This window comes from Sphingomonas faeni (genome assembly GCF_040407495.1).
In the GTDB taxonomy this organism is placed as follows: Bacteria; Pseudomonadota; Alphaproteobacteria; order Sphingomonadales; family Sphingomonadaceae; genus Sphingomonas; species Sphingomonas faeni_D.
Genome location: NZ_JAPZPP010000001.1, coordinates 265,961 through 289,059 on the forward strand (window position 1 = coordinate 265,961; position 23,099 = coordinate 289,059).

At 66.2% G+C, this 23,099-nt stretch carries 20 protein-coding genes; 9 read left to right on the forward strand and 11 right to left on the reverse strand.

The window, feature by feature from the left end; translation table 11 throughout:
* Positions 1-28: 28 nt before the first annotated feature.
* Both O6W96_RS01305 and O6W96_RS01310 read left to right on the forward strand, forming a co-directional pair.
* The gene (locus tag O6W96_RS01305; protein ID WP_353467889.1) at positions 29-1,120 is read left to right on the forward strand and encodes a LacI family DNA-binding transcriptional regulator; all 1,092 of its coding nucleotides are present in this window, start codon (positions 29-31) and stop codon (positions 1,118-1,120) included.
* A 40-nt stretch (positions 1,121-1,160) separates the two neighbouring features.
* Positions 1,161-2,963 carry an IlvD/Edd family dehydratase gene (locus O6W96_RS01310; RefSeq protein ID WP_353467890.1) on the forward strand — a complete coding sequence of 601 codons (1,803 nt, stop codon included), beginning with the start codon at positions 1,161-1,163 and terminating at the stop codon, positions 2,961-2,963.
* 470 nt (positions 2,964-3,433) lie between these two features.
* Here O6W96_RS01310 and O6W96_RS01315 read toward each other — a convergent pair whose 3' ends face one another.
* From O6W96_RS01315 to O6W96_RS01340, 6 genes are all read right to left on the reverse strand, one after another.
* Complete coding sequence (locus tag O6W96_RS01315; protein ID WP_353467891.1) at positions 3,434-4,276, reverse strand: aldose 1-epimerase; 843 nt, start codon at positions 4,274-4,276, stop codon at positions 3,434-3,436.
* Positions 4,276-5,691 carry a sugar porter family MFS transporter gene (locus O6W96_RS01320; protein WP_435372162.1) on the reverse strand — a complete coding sequence of 472 codons (1,416 nt, stop codon included), beginning with the start codon at positions 5,689-5,691 and terminating at the stop codon, positions 4,276-4,278. The genes O6W96_RS01315 and O6W96_RS01320 overlap by 1 nt, the downstream gene beginning before the upstream one ends.
* Positions 5,692-5,737: 46 nt before the next feature.
* Positions 5,738-6,634 (reverse strand): SMP-30/gluconolactonase/LRE family protein, encoded by an 897-nt coding sequence (locus tag O6W96_RS01325; protein WP_353467892.1) that lies wholly within the window; start codon positions 6,632-6,634, stop codon positions 5,738-5,740.
* Entirely contained in the window at positions 6,618-7,409 is a 792-nt protein-coding gene (locus O6W96_RS01330) for an SDR family NAD(P)-dependent oxidoreductase (protein WP_353467893.1), read from the reverse strand. The genes O6W96_RS01325 and O6W96_RS01330 overlap by 17 nt, the downstream gene beginning before the upstream one ends.
* Complete coding sequence (locus O6W96_RS01335) at positions 7,409-8,575, reverse strand: fumarylacetoacetate hydrolase family protein (protein WP_353467894.1); 1,167 nt, start codon at positions 8,573-8,575, stop codon at positions 7,409-7,411. Before O6W96_RS01335 ends, O6W96_RS01330 begins: the two co-directional genes overlap by 1 nt.
* Before the next feature lie 353 nt (positions 8,576-8,928).
* The gene (locus tag O6W96_RS01340) at positions 8,929-10,404 is read right to left on the reverse strand and encodes a helix-turn-helix transcriptional regulator (RefSeq protein WP_353467895.1); all 1,476 of its coding nucleotides are present in this window, start codon (positions 10,402-10,404) and stop codon (positions 8,929-8,931) included.
* 171 nt (positions 10,405-10,575) lie between these two features.
* Between O6W96_RS01340 and O6W96_RS01345 the strand changes: the two genes are divergently transcribed.
* The 4 genes from O6W96_RS01345 to O6W96_RS01360 all read left to right on the forward strand — a co-directional run bounded on the left by O6W96_RS01345 (position 10,576) and on the right by O6W96_RS01360 (position 13,183).
* Positions 10,576-10,845 (forward strand): GlsB/YeaQ/YmgE family stress response membrane protein, encoded by a 270-nt coding sequence (locus tag O6W96_RS01345; RefSeq protein WP_093400148.1) that lies wholly within the window; start codon positions 10,576-10,578, stop codon positions 10,843-10,845.
* Between the two features lie 74 nt (positions 10,846-10,919).
* Positions 10,920-11,231, forward strand: a complete 312-nt coding sequence (locus O6W96_RS01350; protein WP_353467896.1) for a hypothetical protein — start codon at positions 10,920-10,922, stop codon at positions 11,229-11,231.
* Positions 11,232-11,272: 41 nt separating this feature from the next.
* Positions 11,273-11,914 (forward strand): hypothetical protein, encoded by a 642-nt coding sequence (locus tag O6W96_RS01355; RefSeq protein ID WP_353467897.1) that lies wholly within the window; start codon positions 11,273-11,275, stop codon positions 11,912-11,914.
* Between the two features lie 333 nt (positions 11,915-12,247).
* The gene (locus O6W96_RS01360) at positions 12,248-13,183 is read left to right on the forward strand and encodes a crotonase/enoyl-CoA hydratase family protein (RefSeq protein WP_353467898.1); all 936 of its coding nucleotides are present in this window, start codon (positions 12,248-12,250) and stop codon (positions 13,181-13,183) included.
* Here O6W96_RS01360 and O6W96_RS01365 read toward each other — a convergent pair whose 3' ends face one another.
* The 5 genes from O6W96_RS01365 to O6W96_RS01385 form a co-directional block, all read right to left on the reverse strand.
* Positions 13,184-15,145 carry a putative bifunctional diguanylate cyclase/phosphodiesterase gene (locus O6W96_RS01365; protein WP_353467899.1) on the reverse strand — a complete coding sequence of 654 codons (1,962 nt, stop codon included), beginning with the start codon at positions 15,143-15,145 and terminating at the stop codon, positions 13,184-13,186.
* A 178-nt stretch (positions 15,146-15,323) separates the two neighbouring features.
* Positions 15,324-15,977 carry an alpha/beta fold hydrolase gene (locus O6W96_RS01370; RefSeq protein WP_353467900.1) on the reverse strand — a complete coding sequence of 218 codons (654 nt, stop codon included), beginning with the start codon at positions 15,975-15,977 and terminating at the stop codon, positions 15,324-15,326.
* A gap of 40 nt (positions 15,978-16,017) precedes the next feature.
* Positions 16,018-17,319 carry a CitMHS family transporter gene (locus O6W96_RS01375; RefSeq protein ID WP_056064457.1) on the reverse strand — a complete coding sequence of 434 codons (1,302 nt, stop codon included), beginning with the start codon at positions 17,317-17,319 and terminating at the stop codon, positions 16,018-16,020.
* Between the two features lie 216 nt (positions 17,320-17,535).
* Complete coding sequence (locus tag O6W96_RS01380; protein ID WP_353467901.1) at positions 17,536-19,017, reverse strand: OprO/OprP family phosphate-selective porin; 1,482 nt, start codon at positions 19,015-19,017, stop codon at positions 17,536-17,538.
* Positions 19,014-20,096: an ABC transporter substrate-binding protein gene (locus O6W96_RS01385; RefSeq protein ID WP_353467902.1), complete on the reverse strand. Its 1,083-nt coding sequence runs from the start codon at positions 20,094-20,096 to the stop codon at positions 19,014-19,016. The genes O6W96_RS01380 and O6W96_RS01385 overlap by 4 nt, the downstream gene beginning before the upstream one ends.
* A gap of 109 nt (positions 20,097-20,205) precedes the next feature.
* Between O6W96_RS01385 and O6W96_RS01390 the strand changes: the two genes are divergently transcribed.
* The 3 genes from O6W96_RS01390 (at position 20,206) to O6W96_RS01400 (ending at position 23,088) form a co-directional block, all read left to right on the forward strand.
* Positions 20,206-20,871 carry a response regulator transcription factor gene (locus O6W96_RS01390; RefSeq protein WP_353467903.1) on the forward strand — a complete coding sequence of 222 codons (666 nt, stop codon included), beginning with the start codon at positions 20,206-20,208 and terminating at the stop codon, positions 20,869-20,871.
* Positions 20,861-22,252: a sensor histidine kinase gene (locus tag O6W96_RS01395; protein ID WP_353467904.1), complete on the forward strand. Its 1,392-nt coding sequence runs from the start codon at positions 20,861-20,863 to the stop codon at positions 22,250-22,252. Before O6W96_RS01390 ends, O6W96_RS01395 begins: the two co-directional genes overlap by 11 nt.
* Before the next feature lie 158 nt (positions 22,253-22,410).
* Positions 22,411-23,088 carry a spermidine synthase gene (locus O6W96_RS01400; protein WP_353467905.1) on the forward strand — a complete coding sequence of 226 codons (678 nt, stop codon included), beginning with the start codon at positions 22,411-22,413 and terminating at the stop codon, positions 23,086-23,088.
* Positions 23,089-23,099 lie beyond the last annotated feature (11 nt).

Genomic DNA, 23,099 nt, shown 5'->3' on the forward strand with positions numbered 1-23,099 from the left:
TTTCATGCTCTCCTGCTAGACACCGGTAATGGCGACAAATCCGCGCAAGCCGCGCACCGCAACCGGACGCCGGAGCGGCGCACCGACGATATCCGATGTGGCGACGCTCGCCGGCGTATCGCCGATGACCGTATCGCGAGTCATCAACGGCGAGGCCAAGGTCCGCGATGCGACCCGCGAGACCGTCAACGCGGCGATCGCAACGCTACATTATGCACCGAACCGTGCCGCGCGCAGCCTGGCGGGCGGCGGCCAGATGCGGATCGGACTGCTCTACAGCAATCCGAGTTCCGCCTATCTCAGCGAGTTCCTGGTGGGCAGCCTCGAACAGGCGAGCCGCAGCGACGTTCAGCTGGTCGTCGAGAAATGCGACATCGGCGATCACGAGATAGAGGTAGCCGAACACATGATCCGCAGCGGCGTCGACGGCGTGATCCTGCCGCCGCCTTTGTGCGACTCGCGCGGCGTACTCGACGTGCTGAATGCCGCGGGCGTGCCAACGGTCGTCGTCGCGACCGGATCGCCGCCGGCGGATACCGCAGCCGTGACGATCGACGATTTCGAGGCGGCGCGGGCGATGACCCGGCACCTGATCGGGCTCGGCCATGCGCGCGTGGGCTTCATCATCGGCAACCCGAACCAGACTGCCAGCCAGCAGCGCTACGAGGGCTATCTCGCGGCGATCGCGGATGCGGGGGTGCCAGAGGATCCATCGCTGATCGTCAGCGGGCTGTTCACCTATCGGTCCGGGCTGGACGCCGCCGAGCAGTTGCTCGATGCGAAGGATCCACCCTCGGCGATCTTCGCGAGCAACGACGACATGGCGGCGGCGAGCGTCGCGGTCGCGCATCGCCGCGGGCTCGACGTGCCAGGCGACCTGACGGTGTGCGGGTTCGACGACAGCGCGCTTGCGACGACGATCTGGCCCGAGCTGACGACCATTCACCAGCCGATCGCCGATATGTCGCGCGCGGCGGTCGAACTGCTCGTGGCAGCGATCGTGCATCGGCGCGGCGGCGGCGAGGATGCCAACCGGCACGTCGTGCTCGACTATACGCTGGTACGACGACAGTCGGATGCGGCGCCACGGCGGCGCCCCCCGGCGCGGGTCCGCGCTTGACCGAGACCCGCCTCGCAAGGTAGCGCTCCCACCCGATAATATGTCGCGTTCAGGAGAGTTTGCAGTGGACCGTGTACCGGTGAAGCCGTTCCGATCGCGCGACTGGTTCGCCGATCCCGCTCGCTCGGACATGACTGCGCTCTATCTCGAACGCTTCATGAACTACGGGCTGACCCCGGCGGAATTGCGCTCGGGACGGCCGATCATCGGTATCGCGCAGTCGGGCAGCGACCTTTCGCCGTGCAACCGTATCCATCTCGAACTCGCCAAGCGCACGCGCGACGGCATCCGCGACGCAGGAGGCATCGCGATGGAGTTCCCGGTCCATCCGATCTTCGAGAATTGCCGGCGGCCGACCGCGGCGCTCGATCGCAACCTGGCGTATCTGGGGCTCGTGGAGACGCTGTACGGCTATCCGATCGATGCGGTCGTGCTCACCACCGGCTGCGACAAGACCACGCCGAGCGGCATCATGGCGGCGTCGACCGTCGATATTCCGGCGATCGTGCTGTCGGGCGGGCCGATGCTCGACGGCTGGCATGACGGCGAACTGGTCGGGTCGGGCACGGTGATCTGGCGCAGCCGGCGCAAGCTCGCGGCGGGCGAGATCGATGAGGAGGAGTTCCTCAACCGCGCTACCGACAGCGCGCCGTCGGCCGGTCATTGCAACACGATGGGCACGGCCTCGACGATGAATGCGGTGGCGGAGGCCTTGGGCCTGTCGCTGACCGGATGCGCGGCGATCCCGGCGCCCTACCGCGAGCGCGGGCAGATGGCGTACGAGACCGGACGGCGGATCGTCGAGATGGCGTATGAGGATCTGCGCCCGTCAAAGATCCTCACGCGCGACAGCTTCCTCAACGCGATCCGCGTGGTCAGCGCGATCGGTGGGTCGAGCAACGCGCAGCCGCACATCATGGCGATGGCGCAGCACGCCGGCGTGACGCTGTACCCGGAGGACTGGTCGGATCACGGCTATGACCTGCCGTTGCTGGTCAACATGCAGCCCGCGGGCAAGTATCTCGGCGAGCGTTTCCACCGGGCGGGCGGCGTGCCCGCGGTGCTGCACGAACTGATCGCCGGAGGGAAACTCGACACGTCCTGCCTGACCGTCACCGGGCGGTCGATCGGCGAGAACATCGCCGGGCGCGAGACGCGCGACCGCGAGATGATCAAGCCGTTCGACGCACCGATGATGGAGCGCGCCGGCTTCCTGGTGCTGAAGGGAAACCTGTTCGACTTCGGGATCATGAAGACGTCGGTGATCTCGCCGGCGTTCCGTGCGCGGTATCTTTCCACGCCGGGTGCGGAAGATCGTTTCGAGGCGCGAGCGATCGTGTTCGAGGGGTCGGATGATTATCACCACCGGATCAACGATCCCGCGCTCGACATCGACGAGGGCTGTATCCTGGTGATCCGCGGCGCGGGACCGATCGGCTGGCCGGGCTCGGCGGAAGTCGTCAACATGCAGCCCCCCGACGCACTGATCCAGCGCGGCGTGCTGGCGCTGCCGACATTGGGCGACGGACGGCAGTCGGGGACGTCGGACAGCCCGTCGATCCTGAACGTCTCGCCCGAAAGTGCGGTCGGCGGCGGGCTGTCGTGGATCCGCACCGGCGACGTGGTGCGGATCGATCTGGTTGCCGGCACCTGCGATGCGCTGGTGTCCGACGACGAGATCGCACGGCGACGGGGTGAGGGGCTCCCCCCGGTACCCGAAAGCAATACGCCGTGGGAGGAACTGTACCGCGAGAAGACCGGGCAGCTGGCCGAGGGCGGCGTCCTCGACTTCGCAGTAAAGTATCGCGGGATCTCGGCAAAGACGCCGCGGCATAATCATTGAGGTTTGGGGGAGGGCGCGCGCGTGAAAGACTCGCGGTAAACGGCGTCCTCTCCGTCATCCTGGACCCGATCCAGGATCCAGAGCCACGCGCGCTACGCCTAGTTACGCTGAATCCTGACCCTCGTCAGATGACGGAGTGGAGGATGGGGTCCTAAGATCACCCCGCCACCGCAATCACGCGCGCCCTCTGGCATCATCTCATGCCCCAACCGTCATCCCAGCGAACGCTGGGATCTCCCCGTCTGGCGAGCGTCTTCTGCCGCGCGGCATACCCCGGCTTTCGCTGGAGTGACGGACGTCGGGGCGGAGTCGCGGTAATGGACCTGATCAGTCCTCGTATCGCTTGCACGGCTTGTGCAACACGCACCACCCCGGCGAAGGCCGGGGCCCAATGGGAATGGTCGCAGTAACGACGCACAGCCCACGGTTAGCACCGTGCCCAACTCGGGACCAGCCTTCGCCGCAGGGTGTCAGCCCTGCGCCACCGTCAGCGACATCGCGATCGTCCGTGTTTCGCCCTGCGCCAGCATCGTCGCGCCCGATCGGTTGACGGCGTTGGTCATGTCGCTGACGGGTTCGGCGCAGTAGAAGTCGCGGCCCGGCGGCATGAACAGGTGGAAATACGGCGTGCCTTCACCCGCAAGCGCGACGACATCGTCGCGCGTTCCGATCGTCGCGGTCCCGGTCCAGCCCGCATACGCGTTGTCGATCAGCGTATCGCGCGACACCGCCGCGCCCGTCGACCAATCCGCGAAATGATCCGCCGCGGCTGGTTCGGTTGGCAGCAGGTCGGCGGTCGAGAGCCAGACCGATTGCGCGGCGAACGTCAGGCGCGTGGCGGTGTCGGCCGGGAAATAGGGGTGGAACCCGAGCCCGGCGGGCATCGGCCGGTCATCCAAATTCTCGACCGACAGCGACACGCGCAAGCCGTTCGGCTCGAGCGTGAAATGCTGTTCGGCGCGGTAGGTCCAGGGCCAGTGCGCGTCGCTTTCATGCGTATGGACCAGCACGGCAGACGCTGTATCGGCCGCGTCGACCGCCCAGCCGCGCAGCCATCCCACGCCGTGCAGCGGATGCACCTGGTCCGCCATGTTGAGCGGTACGTTGTAGTCGACGCCGTCGACCGTGAACCGGCCATCCGCGATACGGTTCGCATATGGAACCAGCGGAAAGCTCGCGGTCTCGAGCGGACTGGTCGCGCCTGCCGGGGTCGGACGGAGGATGTCGCGGCCCTGGAAAGTGAGGGCGGCGATCGTGCCGCCCAGCTCCGGCTGGAGCGCGACCTTCCAGTCGCCCGCTTCGAGATGCAGCATCAGCCCTCCATATCCTCGAGTTCGCGACCGCGCGTCTCGGAGACCATCTTCCACACGAAGAAGAACGAGACGAACGCGGACAAGGCATAGAAGCCATAGGTGAGCGACAGGCCGAGCGAAATCGCCATCGTCGGGAAGCTGACTGAGATCGCGAAGTTGGCGAACCACTGCGCGAAGCCCGCGACCGCCAGACCCGAACCGCGGATCTGGGTCGGGAACATCTCGCCGAGCATCACCCACATGATCGGGCCCCAGCTCAGGTTGAAGAACACGACATACGCATTGGCCGCGATCAGCGCGATCAGGCCGTTCTGGTCGGACAGCCGCAGCGAACCCTCGACGATCGCGCCGCTGGCAAAGCAGATGCCGACGATCGCAAGCGTGACGGTCATGCCCGCCGAGCCGATCAGCAGCAGCGGCTTGCGCCCGACCTTGTCGATCAGCGCGACGGTGAGCAAGCACGCGACGATCGACAGCGAGCCCGACAGGATGTTGATGAGCAGCGCATCGCTCTCGCTGAAGCCGACCGACTGCCACAGCACCGAGCCGTAATAGAACACGATGTTGATGCCGACGAACTGCTGGAAGATCGCGAGGCCGATGCCGGTCCAGACGATCGGGCGGATCTTGCCGCTCGCCTTGTCGATAAGGTCCGATAGCTTGGGACGATGTGCGTCGGCCGACAGCGAACCGCGGATCTCGGCGACTTTTCGCTTGGCTTCGGTGGCACCGAACAGGCGCGTTAGGACGGTCTCGGCTTCGTCGTAGCGCCCCTTGAGGACCAGGAAGCGCGGGCTTTCGGGGATCAGGAACAGCGTCACGAGATAGATTGCGGCGGGGATGACCTGCATCCAGAACATCCAGCGCCACGCCGGATAATCGAGCCAGAACAGCGCGGTCGACGAGCCGGCGATCCGCGCGAGATACCAGTTGGCGACGAATGCGCCGGTCAGGCCGGTGATGATCATGATCTGCTGCACGCTCGACAGCCGGCCGCGGACGTTCGCGGGCACGACTTCGGAGATATAGACCGGCGCGAGCACGCTGGCGGCACCGATGCCGAGGCCGCCGATGATCCGCGCGAGCACGAACATCGTCGCCGAAGTCGCTGCGCCCGCACCCAAAGCGCTGACGATGAAGAGGACCGCGGCGATCATCATCACGTTGCGGCGGCCGAGATTGTCGGCAAGCCTGCCCGCCATGAACGCACCGACCGACGAGCCGATCAGGATCGCGCCGACGGTGAAGCCGGTGCCGAGCGACGACAGCGCAAACGTGCTTTCGAGCCCGGCCTGCGTGCCGTTGATGACGCCCGAATCATAGCCGAACATGAACCCGCCGATCGTCGCGACGATGACGATCATCGCGATAAGCGCTCGGTTCACATGTTGGCCGGAATCTGCCGCAATGGTCATGTATATTTCCTCTCCGGTACGACGCTCTGACGGCATCGTTGGCAATTTACAGGGTAACGGGCTCGACGGGTACGCCGGGTACGGCGACGCGGAAGGTGAACAGGTTGCCGGCGAGCGGTTGGGCGGCGCGCGCGGCGTCGTCGAGGCCCTTGGCCGCGGTCGTCGCATAGGCGGTGCGACCGTCCGGACCACCGAGCGCGATCTTGGTGATGTTCGCGACCGGGAAGCGGACGACATCGGTCAGGCTACCGTCTGCAGCATAGCGGCGTGCCGCCCAGCCGCCGAAGAACCCGACCCAGACGCCGCCTTCGGAGTCGCAGATCGCGCCATCGGGATGGCCATCGTCGGGGCCGACCGTCAGGAATGCGCGTGGCGTGCCGAGCGTGCCGTCGGCGTCGATCGGATACGCACTGATTGTCTTGCCGAGCGTGTCGACCGCGTAGAGCGTGCGGCCGTCGGGCGAGATCGCCGGGCCGTTGGTAATCGCGACCGGCGGTATATCGGTCTTGGTCAGTTCGCCGCGATGCCAGTGATAGACATGGCCGGTCTCTTCGGATTCGGCGTTATCCATCGTCCCGAACCAGACGCGACCCGAAGGATCACGCGCGGCGTCGTTGAGGCGGTTGCCCGGAGTCTCGGCGTGGACGGCGGCGAGATGCGCGAACGCGCCGGTCGTCGGATCGAACCGGTGCAGGGCACCGCGTACGCCGGCCAGGAAGCCGCCATCATCGGCGGGGATCACCCAGCCGGTCTGGTCCGGCGCGTCCCAGCGATCAAGCGTGCCGCTGGTCGGCTCGAAGCGGTACACGCACGGCGCCTTGATATCGACGAACCAAAGCGCAGCGTCGCGCTCCACCCAGATCGGGCCTTCGCCGAGCGTCGCGCCGACCTGGCAGATGCTTTCGGCTTGCGTCTCGGTCACCATGTCAGCGCCACCCCGCATCGACGAAATAATCGTGACCGGTGCACATCCGTGCATCGTCCGACGCAAGGAACAGCACCAAGGCCGCGACATCGGCAGGCTGGACACGCGTCTTGAGGCACTGCGCCGCGATGATCTCGGCCTCGCCTTCGGGCGTGTACCATTTCAGCTGGCGCGGCGTCTCGACGTTGCCCGGGACGATCGTGTTGACGCGGATGCCGTCAGCGCCAAGGTCTCGGGCCATCGCGCGGGTCATCCCCTCGATGCCGGCCTTGGCGGTCTGGTAGATCAGCAGTTCGGGCAGCGCGAGATGCCACGAGATCGAACCGAAGTTCAGGATCACGCCGCCGCCAGCGCGCTTCATCGACGGCACCACGGCCTGCCCCGCAAAGAACAGATGGCGCAAATTGGTCGCCATCCGCTCGTCCCAGTAGGCGGGCGTGATCTCCTCGATCGTGTGGCGATCGTCGTTCGCGGCATTGTTGATCAGGATATCGATCCCGCCAAGCCGGTCCTCAATCGTCGCGACCGTGGACTTGAGCGCATCGATATCGCGCAGGTCGAGCGGCAGGAAGATCGGGGCTGTCGCGACGTCGGGCGTCAGTGTCTCGATCAGCGCGGTGGCGGCGTCCTCGGCCATGTCGACGAACGCGACGTGCGCGCCCTGGCGTGCGAATGCCTCGACCAAGCCAGCGCCGATCCCCGACGCGCCCCCGGTGATCAGCACGCGTTTGCCCTTGAGGCTCGGATATATCGCCGTCTGGTCGGCGGCTTGGGTCTTCTGCAGCACGGGCATTACGCTCCCTGGTTCTTGGTGGGCGCGAGCAGGCCACGACCCGCCAGATTGCGCATGAGATCGCCGATCCCGTAATTCCACGGTGCGGCATCCTTCGACGTCGTCACCGGATTGACCAGCGCGCCGAGCTTCGGGTTCGAGATCGTGACGACGTCGCCAACCGCGTGCGTGAAGCCGCGGCCGGGCTCGTCGCGGTCCTGCGTCGGTGCGAACAGCGTGCCTAGGAACAGCACGAAGCCGTCAGGATATTGATGCTCGCTCATTGCCTGGCGAACGAGTTCCTCGGGATCGCGGCTGATCTGGTCCATCGAGCTGCTGCCCTCCAGGCGATAGCCGTCGGCCCCCTCGATCGTCAGCGCGATCTGCGCGGCGCGTACGTCGTCCATGCCGAAACTGTCGTCGAACAGGCGGATGAAAGGCCCGATCGAGCAGGACGCGTTATTGTCCTTCGCCTTGCCGAGGAGGAGCGCCGAACGTCCCTCGAAATCACGCAGGTTGACGTCGTTGCCGAGCGCCGCGCCGACGGTCTTGCCGGTGCGGTCGACGATCAGCACGACTTCGGGCTCGGGGTTGTTCCAGGTCGAGTCGGATCGGATGCCGACCTCGCCACCCCAGCCGATCGTCGACAGCGTCGGGCTCTTCGTGAAGATCTCCGCATCGGGACCGATCGCAACTTCGAGATACTGCGACCACATGCCGTCTTCGATCAGCGCGGCTTTCAACGCATCGGCTTCGGGCGAACCTGGCACGACCGAACGGATGCTGCCGCCGACGCGCTCCTCGAGACGGGCGCGGACCGCGACCGCGGCGGACGCGTCGCCGCGCGCGCATTCCTCGATCACGCGTTCCAGCGCGGACACGGCGAAGGTCACGCCCGATGCCTTGACGCATTGCAGGTCGATCGGGCTCAGCAGGCGGATCTTGGCGTCTGGCTCGGGCGACAGCTGTAGGTCGTCGAGGTGACCCAGATCGGTACCGGAGGCCGTGTCGAATTCGCCCAACGCAACTAGCTCGGCGACCGTCGGTGCGACATGGGACATATCGTAGACGCGACCACCGCGAACGATCACCGGGGTTGGTCCGTCGCCGCTGTCGATCCTGCCCAGCAAAACGGCCTGGTCCCAGTCGGCCGGCAACGCCACCGCCGATGCGAATGCGATCTCCACGATATTCCCTCTCCACTCTTGTTAGCGGTACCCTATGCACGCCAGCCGGCTCGTCAAGCCCTGCTTTGCATCGAACGGCTACAGACGCGACCGCCGGTCCGGCGAGCTCTGCCGGCGAACGCGCGATATTCTATGATCAATTCAACCGCATATTGTTCGAGTTTCTAAAGGAGTTTTCCACTCGATCAACGCGGTCAATCGATGTGCTGGCACGTAGGACAGACGGGCAACGTCGTCGCAGTTTCGATGATACCGATATCATGGTCTTGGGCGGTCGAATTCCAAAGGGTAGGGCGTCGGCAGAGGACATGCCCCACACGAGGCGAACAGCGCGCGATGGTCCGCCGCCGGTTTCAGGCGCCCACCCCGCGTTCGTGCGCCCATACCACGGCAGCGCTACGCCGGTTGACGCCGATCTTGGCGTAAAGCCGCGCGACATGGTTGCGCACCGTGTTGCGCGACAGATTGAGCCGATCGGCGATCGCTGCATCGTCAAGATCCTGGCAGATCAGTTCGAGCACCTCGCGCTCGCGCTTGCTGAGGTCGATCACCGGCGCACTCGTGCCGGCGCTGGTCCGCGGATTCCGCAACGTCGCCAGCTTGTCCATAATCGATCGACTGAGCCAATTGGCGTCCTTCATGACCGCGTCGATCGCCTCGACCAGTTCGAGTTCGCCGCGCCTGCGGGCGGAGATGTCCTGGTACAACCACAGCACGCACGGATCGCCGTCGATGCTGATCCGCTCGGCGGAGACGAGGCAGTCGAGCGGTTCGCCATCTCGGTGGAGTAGCTGGACGTCGAGCCCGCGAAACCCGCCATGGCCGCGGATATCGTTCTCCAGCCCCTGTCGCTGCGCCGCATCGTTCCACAATTGCAGATCGTCCGCGACCCGGTCGATCACCGCCTCGTCCTCGTATCCCGTCAACGTCTTGAATGCCGCGTTGACCTGCACGATGCGGTTGTCGTCGCCCCGCGTCACGACCATCGCGACCGGCGCCATCTCGAACACCGAGGCGAAGTGTCGCTCGCTCGCCTTCAGCGCATGCTGGGCGCGGCGCCTGGGCTCGAGATCCGCGAAGGTGAACAACACGCAATCCTGGTTCGCGACCTCGATCGGCTGGCCGGCGAGGATGACCAGCGTCGTCTCGCCGTTCGCCAGCGGCAGTTCGGCTTCGAGTTGCGGCACCGTCTGGCCGTTGGCAACGCGGTCCTTCACGAATGCCTTGCGGTCGACCTGTGCGAGGACGTCGAGATCGAACAGCGTCTTGCCGATGATCTGCTCGCGGGCATAGCCGGACAGGTCGAGAAACCCCTGGTTGACGAGTACATAGCGCTGGTCGGCGACGCGGATGATCAACGCCGGCGCCGGGTTCGCATGGAACATCGCCTCGAACCGGTCCTCGGCATCGAACCGTTCGGATACATCGTTGATGACCAGTCCCAGGCAATCGGGTTCGCCGCCATCCTCGTCCATGACGATGTCGCGCACCTGATGCACCCAGCGCGGTTCGTCGGCGTCGACCGGCGCGACCTCGATGATCAAGTCCGGGAAGCTCTCGCCCGCCAGCAGCCGCATCAGCGGATATTCGCGTCGCGGCAGGGTTCGCCGATCACGGTAGCGCAGCCGGAACCGCGTGGCATAGTCGTCGGCGGTCTCGCCCAAATCCTCGACCGCGCGGACGCCGTGCATCGCGAGCGCGGCGGGATTTGCACTTAGAATGATCCCGGTCGGATCCATCAGGATCACGCCCTCCAGCAGCCCGGTCATGAGCTGTTCGAGATGGTGGAGGGTAGGCGCGTGCAGCGACTTGCCGGTGGTTTTCGTCATGCCCGTTCAGCGTCGGACACGGGTCCAGAGTTCCGCGCGCTTCCGCATAAAACACCAATGACCCCGGTACTTTTGCACCAATCCCGAAATCCTGGACGGACGCCGGAACTGAACGCAATGCGCACCACGTCGGTTGATGCTCCCGTACCACTATCCACCAGGAGCCACATCATGAACCTCATCATCCTTCTCGTCGTCGGCGGACTCATCGGCTGGGTCGCCAGCATGATCATGCGGACCGACGCGCAGCAGGGCGTCTTCCTCAACGTCGTCGTCGGCATCGTCGGCGCTTTGCTTGCCGGCTTCCTGATCACCCCGCTGATCGGTGGCGCATCGATCATGGACGGCGCGCTCAACATCCAGTCGATCCTGATCTCGCTGGTCGGTGCGGTGATCCTGCTTGCGATCGTCAACATGTTTCGCCGCGGTACGGTTCGCTGAGCGGACGGGGAGGCGGCACGGCGCTCGTGCCGCCGCCCGCACGATAACAAACACCAGAAACGCAGGAGAGTATCATGACCATTCGAACCCTTATGGCCTGTGGCGCAATGCTGATCGCCTCCAGCGCCGTCGCGCAGACCGCGACGCACACCGGCGCGCACAATCCCGCGGTGAAGACCACCGCCGCACGACCCGTCGCGGCGCCCGCCAGCGGTGCCAACTCGTTCACCCAGGATCAGGCGCGCGGCCGGCTGGCCAAGGCTGGCTATCGCAGCGTCTCGACCCTGACGAAGGACAAGGACGGCGTGTGGCGCGGCACGGGGATCCGCGCCGGCAAGACGGTCCATGTCGGGCTGGATTACAAGGGCAACGTCACGGCGCGTTGAACCCGACCAGAACGATCACCTCGACCATCAGGAGAGAGACGATGACCAAGACCCTTACCCGCCTGTTCGACGACTACGCCGATGCGACCGCGGCGCTGCAGGACCTGGAGCGCCTTGGCGTACCCCATGATTCAATCAGCATCGTCGCCAGCAATGCCGATGGGGCGCATGGCGACGGCACCACGACGCTTGGCGAGGTCGACGACCGCGGCGACGTCAGTCGTGGCGTATCGACCGGCGCGGCGGTCGGCGGCGTCGGTGGCCTGCTCGCCGGTCTCGGCCTGCTGGCGATCCCTGGTCTCGGCCCGATCGTTGCCGCAGGCTGGCTTGCCTCGACCGTCGTCGGCGCAGGCATCGGTGCCGCAGGCGGTGCCGCGACCGGCACCATTGTAGGCGCACTCAAGGACGCCGGCCACAGCGACGACGAAGCGCATGTCTATTCGGAAGGCGTCCGCCGCGGCGGCACGCTGCTCAGCGCGCGCGTCGACGATGCGCTGGCGGTCGATGCCGAAGCCGTGCTCGACCGCAACCGCTCGGTCGACGCGACGACCCGCGGCAATGCCTATCGTCAGCAGGGCTGGAGCCAGTTCGACGAAGCTGCGCCTGCTTATACGCGGGACGAGGTTGCCGACGAACGCAATCGCTACCGTCCGACGGCCACTCCGTCCTCGACCAACTACTGATCGGACGGAGCGATCGGGTTCGTGCTCGATCGCTCCTGAAGGATTGGGGCGCGGTTCGAAGCAGGTTTATTATTCTCAAGCCCGCGGTTGCTCATCGGCGCCGCGGGTTTGGTACGTCGGGCAACCCGAGATCAAGGCAAACTGCTGATTCAAAGGGATACCCTTCGACCGATCTGGTCGGTGTATTCCGGTGGGCCATAGCAGCACGCGATAACGACCCGGTGCGCACCTCTTTGGTCTTTGCCGAACACGTTTCCAGCGGGCGGTTTCAAGAGAAAATGCGACCTAGATGTTGCTCGCAGCAAAACGCTGCGGGTGAACAAGGACGTCGCAATGACTCTCGAATATCCGCCTATCCTGCCCGTCGATCGCACAAGACCGCGTCATCAACGGTCGGTCGATACACTGATGCCGCCGCCGCCGCGGCAGCCGTTCGCGTTCGCGGATCTGGAAACGCAGTTCGATGCCGGTCTCGACACGCTGTGGACGTATATGCGGCAACGCGTTCGACCGAGTTTCAATCCGGGGCTGCTCGCCGAGTTCGGCCAGTGGCAGAGCGACATCGCCCAGGCCTGTTCCTCCGGCGACATATCGATCCGTTACGTCGTGCTCGGATCGCGTTTTCCCGGCGTGTTCTCGCTCGGTGGCGATCTCGACCTGTTTTCAGCGCATATCCGCGACGGCAACCGCGATGCGCTGGTCGCCTATGGGCGCGCCTGCGTCCGGATCCTGCACCGCAACATGCTCAGCCTCGATCAACCGATCATCACGATTGGTCTGGTCGAAGGCGATGCGCTGGGTGGGGGGTTCGAGGCGCTTCTGTCGTTCAATGTCGTGATCGCCGAACGTGGGACGAGCTTCGGACTGCCAGAGACCAATTTCGGACTCTTCCCGGGGATGGGGGCGCACTGCTTCCTGTCGCGCAGGCTCGGCGCCGCACGGGCCGAGCAGATGATCCTCAGCGGCCGAAGCTATAGCGCCGAAGAACTGTACGATCTCGGAATCGTTCATGCGCTGGCGGACCCGGGCAAGGGGCGTGCCGAAGTCGAAGGCTATATTCGCCAGAATCGCCGACGCCATAGCGGCCACTGCGCGATCTACGAGGCCTCGCGATCGGTCAATCCGCTGGCGCTCGGCGAACTCGAGGCGGTCGTCGACCTGTGGGCGGACGCGGCTCTCAGGCTCAGCGATGCGGACCTTAAACTCATGCGGCGGCTGGTCGGTGCCCAGACACGTTTGCTCGACAAGGCACGCGTGGCGTCCTGCTGATCAGGACCGCTGCTGAGCCTTGATTCCACCGTCGGCAAGCATGGTCGCCACCATGCTTGCCGGCATCGGATGCGCCAACAGGAACCCCTGCACCGCATCGCATCGTGTCCGGCGCAGCTGGTCCAACTGGGCCTGCGTCTCGACGCCTTCTGCGACCGTCCGCATCCCGAGCTTTGCCGCCAAATCGATCACCGTCTGGACGATCGCCACCGAGGCGGGGCTCTGTTCGAGGTCGGTGATGAACGAGCGATCGATCTTGAGAGTCTGGAACGGGAATTTGGTGAGGTAGCTCAGCGACGAATAGCCGGTTCCGAAATCGTCGAGCGTGGTCCGGACGTGCAGCCGGTTGATCGCGTCGAGCGCGGCGAGCGACGCCTCGATGTCGTCGAGCAATACCGACTCGGTCACCTCGAGTTCGAGCCGGTCCGCGGCGAACCCGCTGCTTGCCAGCGCGCCCATGATCACCATCGGCAAGTTGGTGGATCGCAGCTGGATCGGCGAAAGGTTGACCGCGATCGTCACGTCCGCAGGCCAGTCGGCGGCGATCCGGCACGCCTCGCGTATAACCCAGCCGCCGATCGTGACGATCAGGCCGTTATCCTCGGCGATCGGAATGAATTCGGCGGGCGAAACCGGGCCAAGCCGGCGGTTGGTCCAGCGCAACAGCGTCTCGCAGGAGAGAACGCGCTCGCCGGAAAGGTCGAAGATCGGCTGGAACATCAGGTGGAACTCGCCACGTTCCAGCGCGCCCTGCATCTCCGCCGCCAGATCGCGCCCGCGCTCGATCTTCTCGTCCATCAGCGGCTCGTAGAAGCACATCTGCCCGCGCCCGCCATCCTTCGCCCGGTACAGTGCAAGGTCGGCGTTCTTCAGCAGCGTGTCGGCATCGGTGCCGTCGATGGGGGCGATGGCGATCCCCAGCGATGCGCCGACCCGCAGCATGCGGCCGTCATGGTGGACCGGGTGCTCGACCAGCGCAATGATCCTGCGCCCGATTTCGATCGCATCGTCCTGCCGGTCGATCGCGGAGACGACCGCGAATTCGTCGCCGCCCAATCGCGCGACGATCCCGCTGCTGCCGAACGCTTCGTCGAGGCGCTGGGCTATTCCCGCCAGCACCGCGTTGCCCGCAAGGTGCCCGAACGAGTCGTTGATCTCCTTGAACCGGTCGAGGTCGATCCAGTGGATCGAGAGGCCGTGATCGCGGCCGCCGACGGTCTGCAACTGCGCTTCGAACCGTTCCCGAAAGGCAGTACGGTTGGCCACACCAGTAAGGTCGTCGCGGCGCGCCACGGCGGCATGATGCTCCGCCAGCGCAGTCTTCTCGCGCGACGCGATCGTCGCCCGCAGGATCACGCCATAGGTCTGCAGCGTGATATCCATCATCGCCATGACGAACAGCAGGATGACCACGCCGAGCACGATCTTGAGCGGCTCGGCCGAAGCGAACAGTCCCACCGCCAGCGGGACCGACGCGAAACACAATTGCGCAAGGGCGATCCACGGCCGACCGGCGTTGCGACCGGCGATACCGGCCGCATATCCGACCGCCGTGGTCACCGCGAGCAGCTGCAATACGCCATCGGTCGTATGCAGCAGCGTAAGCAGGCCGAACGTACCAAGCAGGGCCGAGTAGCAGATCGCGCCAGCACGATAGAGGAATTCCTGACGGTTCGCCCAGCGTCCGGCCAGCGTGCTTCGGGTCGAGCCCGACCGACGCAATCGCAGAGCGTCGACGATCCTGATTGCAGCGACGACGACGATGGCGACGGCGCAGGCGACCATCCACCGGCTTCCACCGGCCACCGCTACGATTGCGGTGATCGTCCCGCTGGTCACGGCGCCGATCACCAGCGACTGTGGCGACGCATAAAGCGATTCGACAAGGGTTTGCCGGACATGCGCAGCGATCGCCTGGTCGGACTGTCGCAGCTGTCGCAGGCGGGAAATTAGACCGGTCATCAATCCGTACATGGCGGGTAGCGAAGTGAAAGAAACGTTAAAACCCGGGTCGCGGTTGCCTTAACTTCAGAAACATCGACGGCGGATCGCTTTCACGGTTGCGATCGGCGACCGCTGCAACCTTTCGGAGCGTGAGGGACCGCCACCTCTATTTGCGCCGGTGAAGCAATAATCCGTGCTACCTGAGCCATTGACGGAGTACCGCCGTCACCTCGCCGGGACGCTCGAGCGGGGAAAGATGGCCACATCCGCGTAGCAGGTGAAAGTGCGCACCGGGGATCCGCAAACTCAGCGACAGCGCGTCGTCGGGGGTGCAGATCCTGTCGCGATCGCCGACCGCTACCAGCGTGGGCACGTGGATCGCGGCGATCGCCTCGCTGATATCAGGCCGAGCGAGTAGCGCGCGCTGCTGGCGTTCGAACACGACCGGACCCACGCGGTCGGCCATCGCCTGCGCGGGGCCGCTGACGATTGCGGAGAGGCGTGGGTCGGCATGCGGCGCGGTGGCGAGCATGCCTTGTCCTGCGACGGTCCGGGGGCGAACGTCCATCGATCCGCGCGTGCCGAACAGTGCGATCCGTTCGATCCGGTCTGGCGCCTGGCGGACCATCTCCATCGCGACGTAGCCGCCGAGGCTGACGCCCGCGACCGCGAACCGCAGCGGTGCTGCGGCTAGCACCCGCGCAGCCATCTCGGATAGCGTATCGTCCTGCGACAGGTCGCCGAACTCGACCTGCGCGACGGCGGCGAGGTCGACGATCTGGCGGGCCCAGAGCTGGCCGTCGCAGCCCATCGCGGGGAGCAGCATCAACGGTGTACGCGGTCGGATCATGCGGAAGCTCCGGTAGCGGCGGGTTGCGGGGATGCTCACCTCAGGCGACGAACGGGAAGGCGAGCGCGATCATGCCGACGATCGTCATCACCACACAGACCGCGATCGCGGGTACGAGCGTGAAGCGCTGGTGATCGGCGAGATCGATCCCGACCAGACTGACCAGCAGGTAGGTCGACGGCACCAGTGGGCTGAGCAGGTGGACCGGCTGGCCCATCAGCGACGCGCGGGCGATCGCCTCGGGCGCAACGCCGTAATGCGCGCCGGCTTCTGCGAGGATCGGCAGCATCCCGAAATAGAACGCGTCGTTCGAGATGAAGAAGGTGAACGGCATGCTCAGCACCGCGGTGATCGGTGCCATGTACGGCCCGAGCGCGGGCGGGATCACGCCGACCACCGCCTTGCTCATCGCCTCGACCATGCCGGTGCCACCAAGGATCCCGGTGAAGATGCCCGCCGCGAAGATCAGCGAGACGACCGCGAGCACGTTGCCGGCATGCGCGGAGATGCGCTCCTTCTGGTCGGCGACGCCGGGATAGTTGACGATCATCGCGATCGCGAACGCCAGCATCATCAGCACGGACAAGGGAAGAATGCCCCACACCAGCAGAGTCAGCAGCGTGATGACGAGCGCGGCGTTGAACCAGATCAGCTTCGGACGGCGGGCTTCAGGGTATTGCGAGACGGCCATGCCGGTGAACTCGGTGTCCGCGGTGATCCCCGCTTCGCCCATCCGCACGCGCTCCTTGCGCCCGAAATACACGGCGAGCCCGATCAGGAAGGCGAGGCCTGCGATCATGCCGGGGATCAGCGGCAGGAACAGCGTCGCCGGATCGAGCTTCAGCGCACTTGCGGCGCGAGCCGTCGGCCCGCCCCACGGCGTCAGGTTCATGATCCCGCTCGTCGTCATCAACAGGCAGACGAGGTACAACCGGTTCATGTTGAAGCGCTTGTAGAGCGGCAGAAGTGCTGCGATCGTGATGATGTAGGTGGTCGACCCGTCGCCATCGAGGCTGACGAGCGCGCACAGCACGACCGTCCCGATCAGGATCCGCATCGGATCGCCGTGGACCATCCGGATCAGTCGTCCGACCAGTGGATCGAACAGGCCCGTATCGGTCATCGTTGAGAAGAACAGGATCGCGAACAGCAGCATGACGCCGGTCGGCGCGAGGTTCTTGATGCCGTCGATCATCATCGGGCCGAGACCCGCGGCCTCACCCGCGAACACGCCGAAGATCGACGGGATCACGATGAGCGCGACGAGCGGCGTCATCTTCTTGGTCATGATCAAGGTCATGAACGTGGCGACCATCAGGAAGCCGAGCAGGGCAAGGTTCATCGCATCGTCCTAGGAAAGGGCGTGAATAGGGGGGTGGGGGTGGACGTCGCCGCAGTTACCTTCGCGGGGGCCGTCACAAACACTCCGTCATCCTGACGAAGTCAGGACCCAGGGTTACAGGGCGCAGTGCTGCTTGGCTCTGGGTCCTGACTTTCGTCAGGATGACGGGGCGCGGGAGGCTGCTTGCAGCGCCCACGACAGGACCAACTGCCAGCATCAGAAAGTAACCCCGACGCGAGCGCTGAGCGTCTGCCCGCTATCGTCGCCGACATAGTCGCCGGCGCGGTTGTCCGTATTCCACTGGATCGCATTCACCTGGAAACGGGTGAAGCTGTTCAGGTACCAGTTGACCCCGACCGTCGCTGCCCAGCCGTCGCCGCCGGTCAGCAGATTGTCGAAATCGAGGCTTTCGTAGCGTGCGGTGAGTTCGATCGCGCCGACCCCGCCGTCGAACGTCGGCTTCAACACCTTGGGCTGGCCGAAGCTTCCGAGGCGCGGGTTATACGGCGGCAGGTCGCCGGTCAGGAACAGCCCGCCCGAGACGCTCCACGCCTTGCTGACGAAATCGGGACGCCCGCCGTCGAGCCGCGCGTTGCGGCGGCCCGCTTCGCCCATCACCCACAACGGCCCGCGATAGCCGCCGAGCTCGACGCCGTAGCCGGTCGTGCCGGTGCCGCCAATCAGCGGCCCGGTCGACACGCGCAGCGCACCGTTGAAGCGGCCGCCGATCACCGTGTTACGGGTCAGCGTGCCCGCCACCGACGACAGCGATTCGTCGAAGCCCCACGCGCCGATGTGCAGCACGCCGGAGTCGGACTTGATCGGGTTCCAGTGCGCGCGGCCGAGCACCGTGCGGCTGTCGCCGACGGTCTGCGTGCCGTCGATCCGGTCGCCGGTGATCGTCACCGATGCGTGGCCGGTCTTCCAGAAGATGCGCGGCATCACGCCGATCCCGTAGAAGCCACGCTGCGGGATGATCGCGGTCGAGACGGTGGAGCGTTCGAGGAACGGAGTCGAATCCGATCCCGTCGAGCCCTCGAAACTGCGATCGTTGAACAGGTGGCCGGCGCGGACGTCATAGTCGAGGCCCGGCTTGATCTTGTTGCGCCAGCCGACGAACGCGGTGACGACGTCGACTTCGTTCTCCGAGAAATCGCTCTCGAACTGGTAGAAGAAGTGCGTGCCGACGCCGCCTTCGAGGCCGAGGCGGAGTGCACGCATACCCGTCGTCGTGATGTTGCGGCCGTCGTATTTCGAGCCGAAGCTGGAGCTGACGTCGGTCAGGATGCGACCGCGCGGCTTGAACGTGTAGACTCCGTCCGCCGAGTGGAACACGGGCAGGCCGGCGCCCCATTCGGTGGTCACGCCCGACGGATTGTCGCGTGCGGCGACCGCTTGCGCGACGCTGCGATCGGCGGGGCCGGGAGGGGCGAGCTGCGGCGCGAACGGCAGGGTGCGGCGCGGCTCGTTGTTCTGCGCGACCGCCTGCGGTGCCGGCTGCAAGGGCGCGACCGGAGCGGACGCCTGCGCGACGGCGGCGTTGTTCTCCAGCCGGTCTAACCGCGATTTCAGCGCTGCAATCTCCGCCGCCTGCGCACGGACCAGCGCGGCAAGGTCGGCGTCGGTCGGAGCCTGGGCCAGCGCCGGAGTCGCGGCGATCAGCGCGAGTGCGGCGCACCCGGTACGGAAGAGAGTCATTGTTGGGCTCCGGTGGCGAGAATTGCGGTCCAGTCGCGCAGGAAACGCTGGCGCTTGACGCGGTCGAGGTTGACGAGAAGTTGCGGGCCCACGCGGATCGGTCGCGCCTGGCTCGAGGGAAGACGGCGCGCGGCAACGTCGGTGCGGACCGGCCACAGGCTGCGCTTGGCGAGCAGCGACTGCCCTTCGCGCGACAGCAGAAAATCGAGGAAGAGCTTCGCCGCCGCGGGGTGTGCGGCCTCGCGCGCGATGAACGCGATCCGCGAGGTGACGATCGTGTAGTCCTGGAGGAACGCGACGCCGATCCGAGGGTCGGTCCGCGCACGTTCCAGCGCGTACGAGCCGATGACGTTGTACGCGAGCGCCTGCCGCCCCTCGGCGACGCCGCGCAGCATCGGCTCGCTGGTCCGCGACAGCACGGGCCTGGTTGCCGCGATCGCCTCCAGCAGCGACCGCGTATCGCGCGTGATCGCGAGGTCCTCCGACAGGTACAGATAGCCGACATTCGAGCGCGCCGGATCGAACGTGGTCACCCGGCCTGTCAGGGCGCGCGCATTCTTCCGCAGCCAAGTCTCCAGCGCGGCGTGCGTGCGCGGCACCTGTGCGGCGGGCACGAGACGCTTGTTGTAGACGATCCCGATCGGCTCCGCGGTGACGCCGAAGCCCATGTTTTTCCAGACGGACACCGGCGGCAGCGCGGGCTTTTCGGGGCTCGCATAGCCTTGCGCGAAGCCGTCGTTGATCAGCTTCACCTGGAGGTCCATCGCCGACGACCAGACGAGATCGGCGGACATGCGGCGCGCGCGCGTCTCGGTGACGAAGCGGCGATACATCTCGGTCGAGCCGATGTCCGCGTAGAGTACGGTGATGCCCGGATAGCGCTTCCGGAATGCCGCAACGACCGGCAGCAGCTCGGCGCGATCGGCATTGCCGTAGATCCGCACCTGCCGCTCGGCGCGCGCGTCGGAGATCAGCTGGTCGTAGGAGCGCGGATAATTGGCAGGTCGCTGCGCCACGGCCGTCGCGGCAAGCGCCGAAAGCCCGGTCAGTATCGCGATCCTCACTAAAATGCGTGCCATCATCACTCTCCTCGCCTTCCGTCTCTGTGTTCGGATAGACTGCAACCGTGGAGTACGAAGCGAACCTGTCACCAACCTTTCACGCCGATCGGGCGCAGGACGAGCCGTTGTGCGCATCCTGCTGATCGAAGACGACGCCGCCCTCGCGCGCAGTATCGCGGCATTGTTGCGCGCCGGCGGCAACGCGGTCGATCACGTCGCGACCGGTGAGGAGGCGCTGTCGGTGGTCGCCGGCGAGCCCTATGCGCTCGTCATCCTCGACGTCGGGCTGCCCGGTATCGACGGCTTCTCGGTGCTCGAAACGCTGCGCCGTCGCGGCGAGCGGGTGCCGGTGCTGATGCTGACCGCACGCGATGCGCTCGACGACCGGGTGCGCGGGCTCGACCTCGGCGCCGACGATTACCTGCGCAAACCGTTCGAGCCCGAAGAGCTGGAGGCGCGGGTCCGGGCGCTGGGCCGACGGCGCGGCGGTGATCCGCTGCCGGTGCTCAGCGTCGGTACGCTGACGATCAACCGCTCGACCGGCGAGGCGGACATCGCCGGCCGTGCGCTCGACCTGCGTCGGCGCGAGCGCGCGGTACTGGAGGCACTGGCGACTCGTGCAGGCCGGGTCGTCCCCCGCGCGCTGCTGATCGGCGAGGTGTTCGGGTTCGACGAGCCGGTCGGCGACAATGCGATCGAGGTCCACGTCACCCGCCTGAGGACTAAGCTCGCGCGCGACGGCCCCGGTATCCGCACGGTCCGCGGCGTCGGCTACATGCTCGATGCCGGCTGAAACGCGGACTCCCGCGCTACGCACTCGCCTGCTGGTCGCGGTGCTTGGGCCCTTGCTGGCGGCGGCAGTCCTGATCGGCGTGGTCGGCGCGACGCTGATCGCCGACGTCGTCCGCCGCACCAACGATCGCGTGCTCGGCGGTGCGCTCGGCGCGATCGCCGAGACGGTGCAGGTCGAGCGCGGCGAGGTCACGCTCGACCTGCCGTCCGCCGCGTTCGGGATGCTGGAGAACACCGAGCGCGACAACGTTTATTACCGTGTCGCCGTGGGGGCGGACCTGCTCACCGGCTACGCGGATCTGCCAGCCCCCGATCCCGCCACGCTCTCCATCGACGTCCCGCGCTACCGCTTCGCCCGCTACCGCGGTCAGCAGATCCGCATCGCCGAAGTCCGCCGCTCGCTCCCCCGGATCGAGAAGCCCGTCATCGTCCAGATCGCCGAGACCCTCGACAACCGCGGCGCGCTCACCCGCCGGCTGATGCTCGCGCTGCTGATCGGCGAATGCGTCCTCGTCGGTGCGGCGGCCCTGTTGCTACGCCCGGCGCTAGGCTGGTCGTTACGCCCGCTCGCTCGTCTCCGCGGCGCGGTCGAAGCTAGAGACGAACGTGCGCGTCCCGATTTCTCGCCGCTCGACACCGGCCCGCTCCCCAGCGAACTCCGCCCGCTCGCCGGCGCGTTCGACCGCCTGCTGGCGCAGCTCGACACCGCCACCGTCGGCGTCCGCCGTTTCACCGCCGATGCGTCCCACCAGATGCGCACGCCCTTGTCCGTCCTGAAGGTCCAGGTCGCACTCGCCCGCCGCGGCTCCGACGCCGAGCGGCGCGAGGCGCTGGACGAGATCGCCGACGCGGTGATGCGGCTCGAACGGCTTGTGACGCAACTCCTCGCCCTCGCGCGTGCCGAGGAAGCCGGCGTGTCCGCACCGCTGGAGGCGGTCGACCTGCGCGAGGTGGCCGCCGCGGTCATCACCCGACAGATCAACCGGGCGATCGAGGCGGGGATCGACCTGACGCTCGATGGCGAGGGCAGCGTCGGCCCGATCGTACCCGGCCACCGGACCTTGATCTTCGAGATCCTGTCCAATCTCGTCGACAACGGCATTCGCTACAACCACCGCGGCGGAACCGTATCGATCACGCTCGACGCGACGCCGTCGGCAACCTGCGTCATCATCGCGGACGACGGTCCCGGCATTCCGCCAGAACATCGCGAACTGGTATTCGAACGGTTCGTCCGGCTGGGTGCCGGCGATAGTCCCGAAGGTAGCGGCTTGGGCCTCGCGATCGTTCGATCCGCCGCCGCGCGGCTCAACGCTACGGTCGCGTTTGCAGCGACCGACCACGGCACGACCGTCGTCCTGCGATTTCCGTCATCAATCTAAACCATTGCGCGGTCGCCTGTATCGACGCTCGGCAAGGTCGGAGTGCGCGGCATATCCGACTGTACGCGCTACGCCGCGCCGGGTAACGAAATGCCGGACGCTACCGGAGCCTCGGGGCATCGACGCGGCCCTTCAACGCTTTCGGACTCGAGAATCCTATGACCCCGCGAGAATTGATGGCGACGGCGATCGTGCCCGGAGGCGGCGAAGAGCTGCGCCTTTATCGGCGGGGGGCGGATTTCATGATCCTGCTCGATCGTGCCGAGTTGATGAGTACCCGGATGAGCGGTTCGGAAGAGGCTTTGGCCGCGCTGACCTGCGCGCGGTTGCGCGATCGACCCGAGCCGCATCTGCTGATCGGCGGGTACGGCATGGGGTTCACCTTGCGCGCTGCGCTGGCGGTGCTCGATCGGACGGCACGGATAACGGTGGTCGAGCTGGTGCCGGAGATCATTGCGTGGGCGCGGGGCCCGATGGCGTCCGTGATGGCCGGTTGCCTCGACGATCCACGCGTGCGGCTGGTTCAAGGCGATGTCGCGGCCGCCATCGCGGAAAGCCCATCTGCGTATGATGCGATCCTGCTCGATGTCGACAATGGTCCGGACGGCCTGACGCGTACGGAGAACGACAGGCTCTACTCGTCGCGCGGTCTGGCGTCGGCGAAGCGTGCCCTGACTCCCGAGGGCGTCCTTTCGATCTGGTCCGCGGCGCCCGACCCCGTTTTCACGCGTCGACTGTCGGCGGCGGGATTCCGCACCGAGGAGGTCGTCGTCCGCGCCCGCAGCAACGGCAAAGGGCCGCGCCACGTCATCTGGTTCGCCACCCCCGACGTATAAGCTGGCCGAGG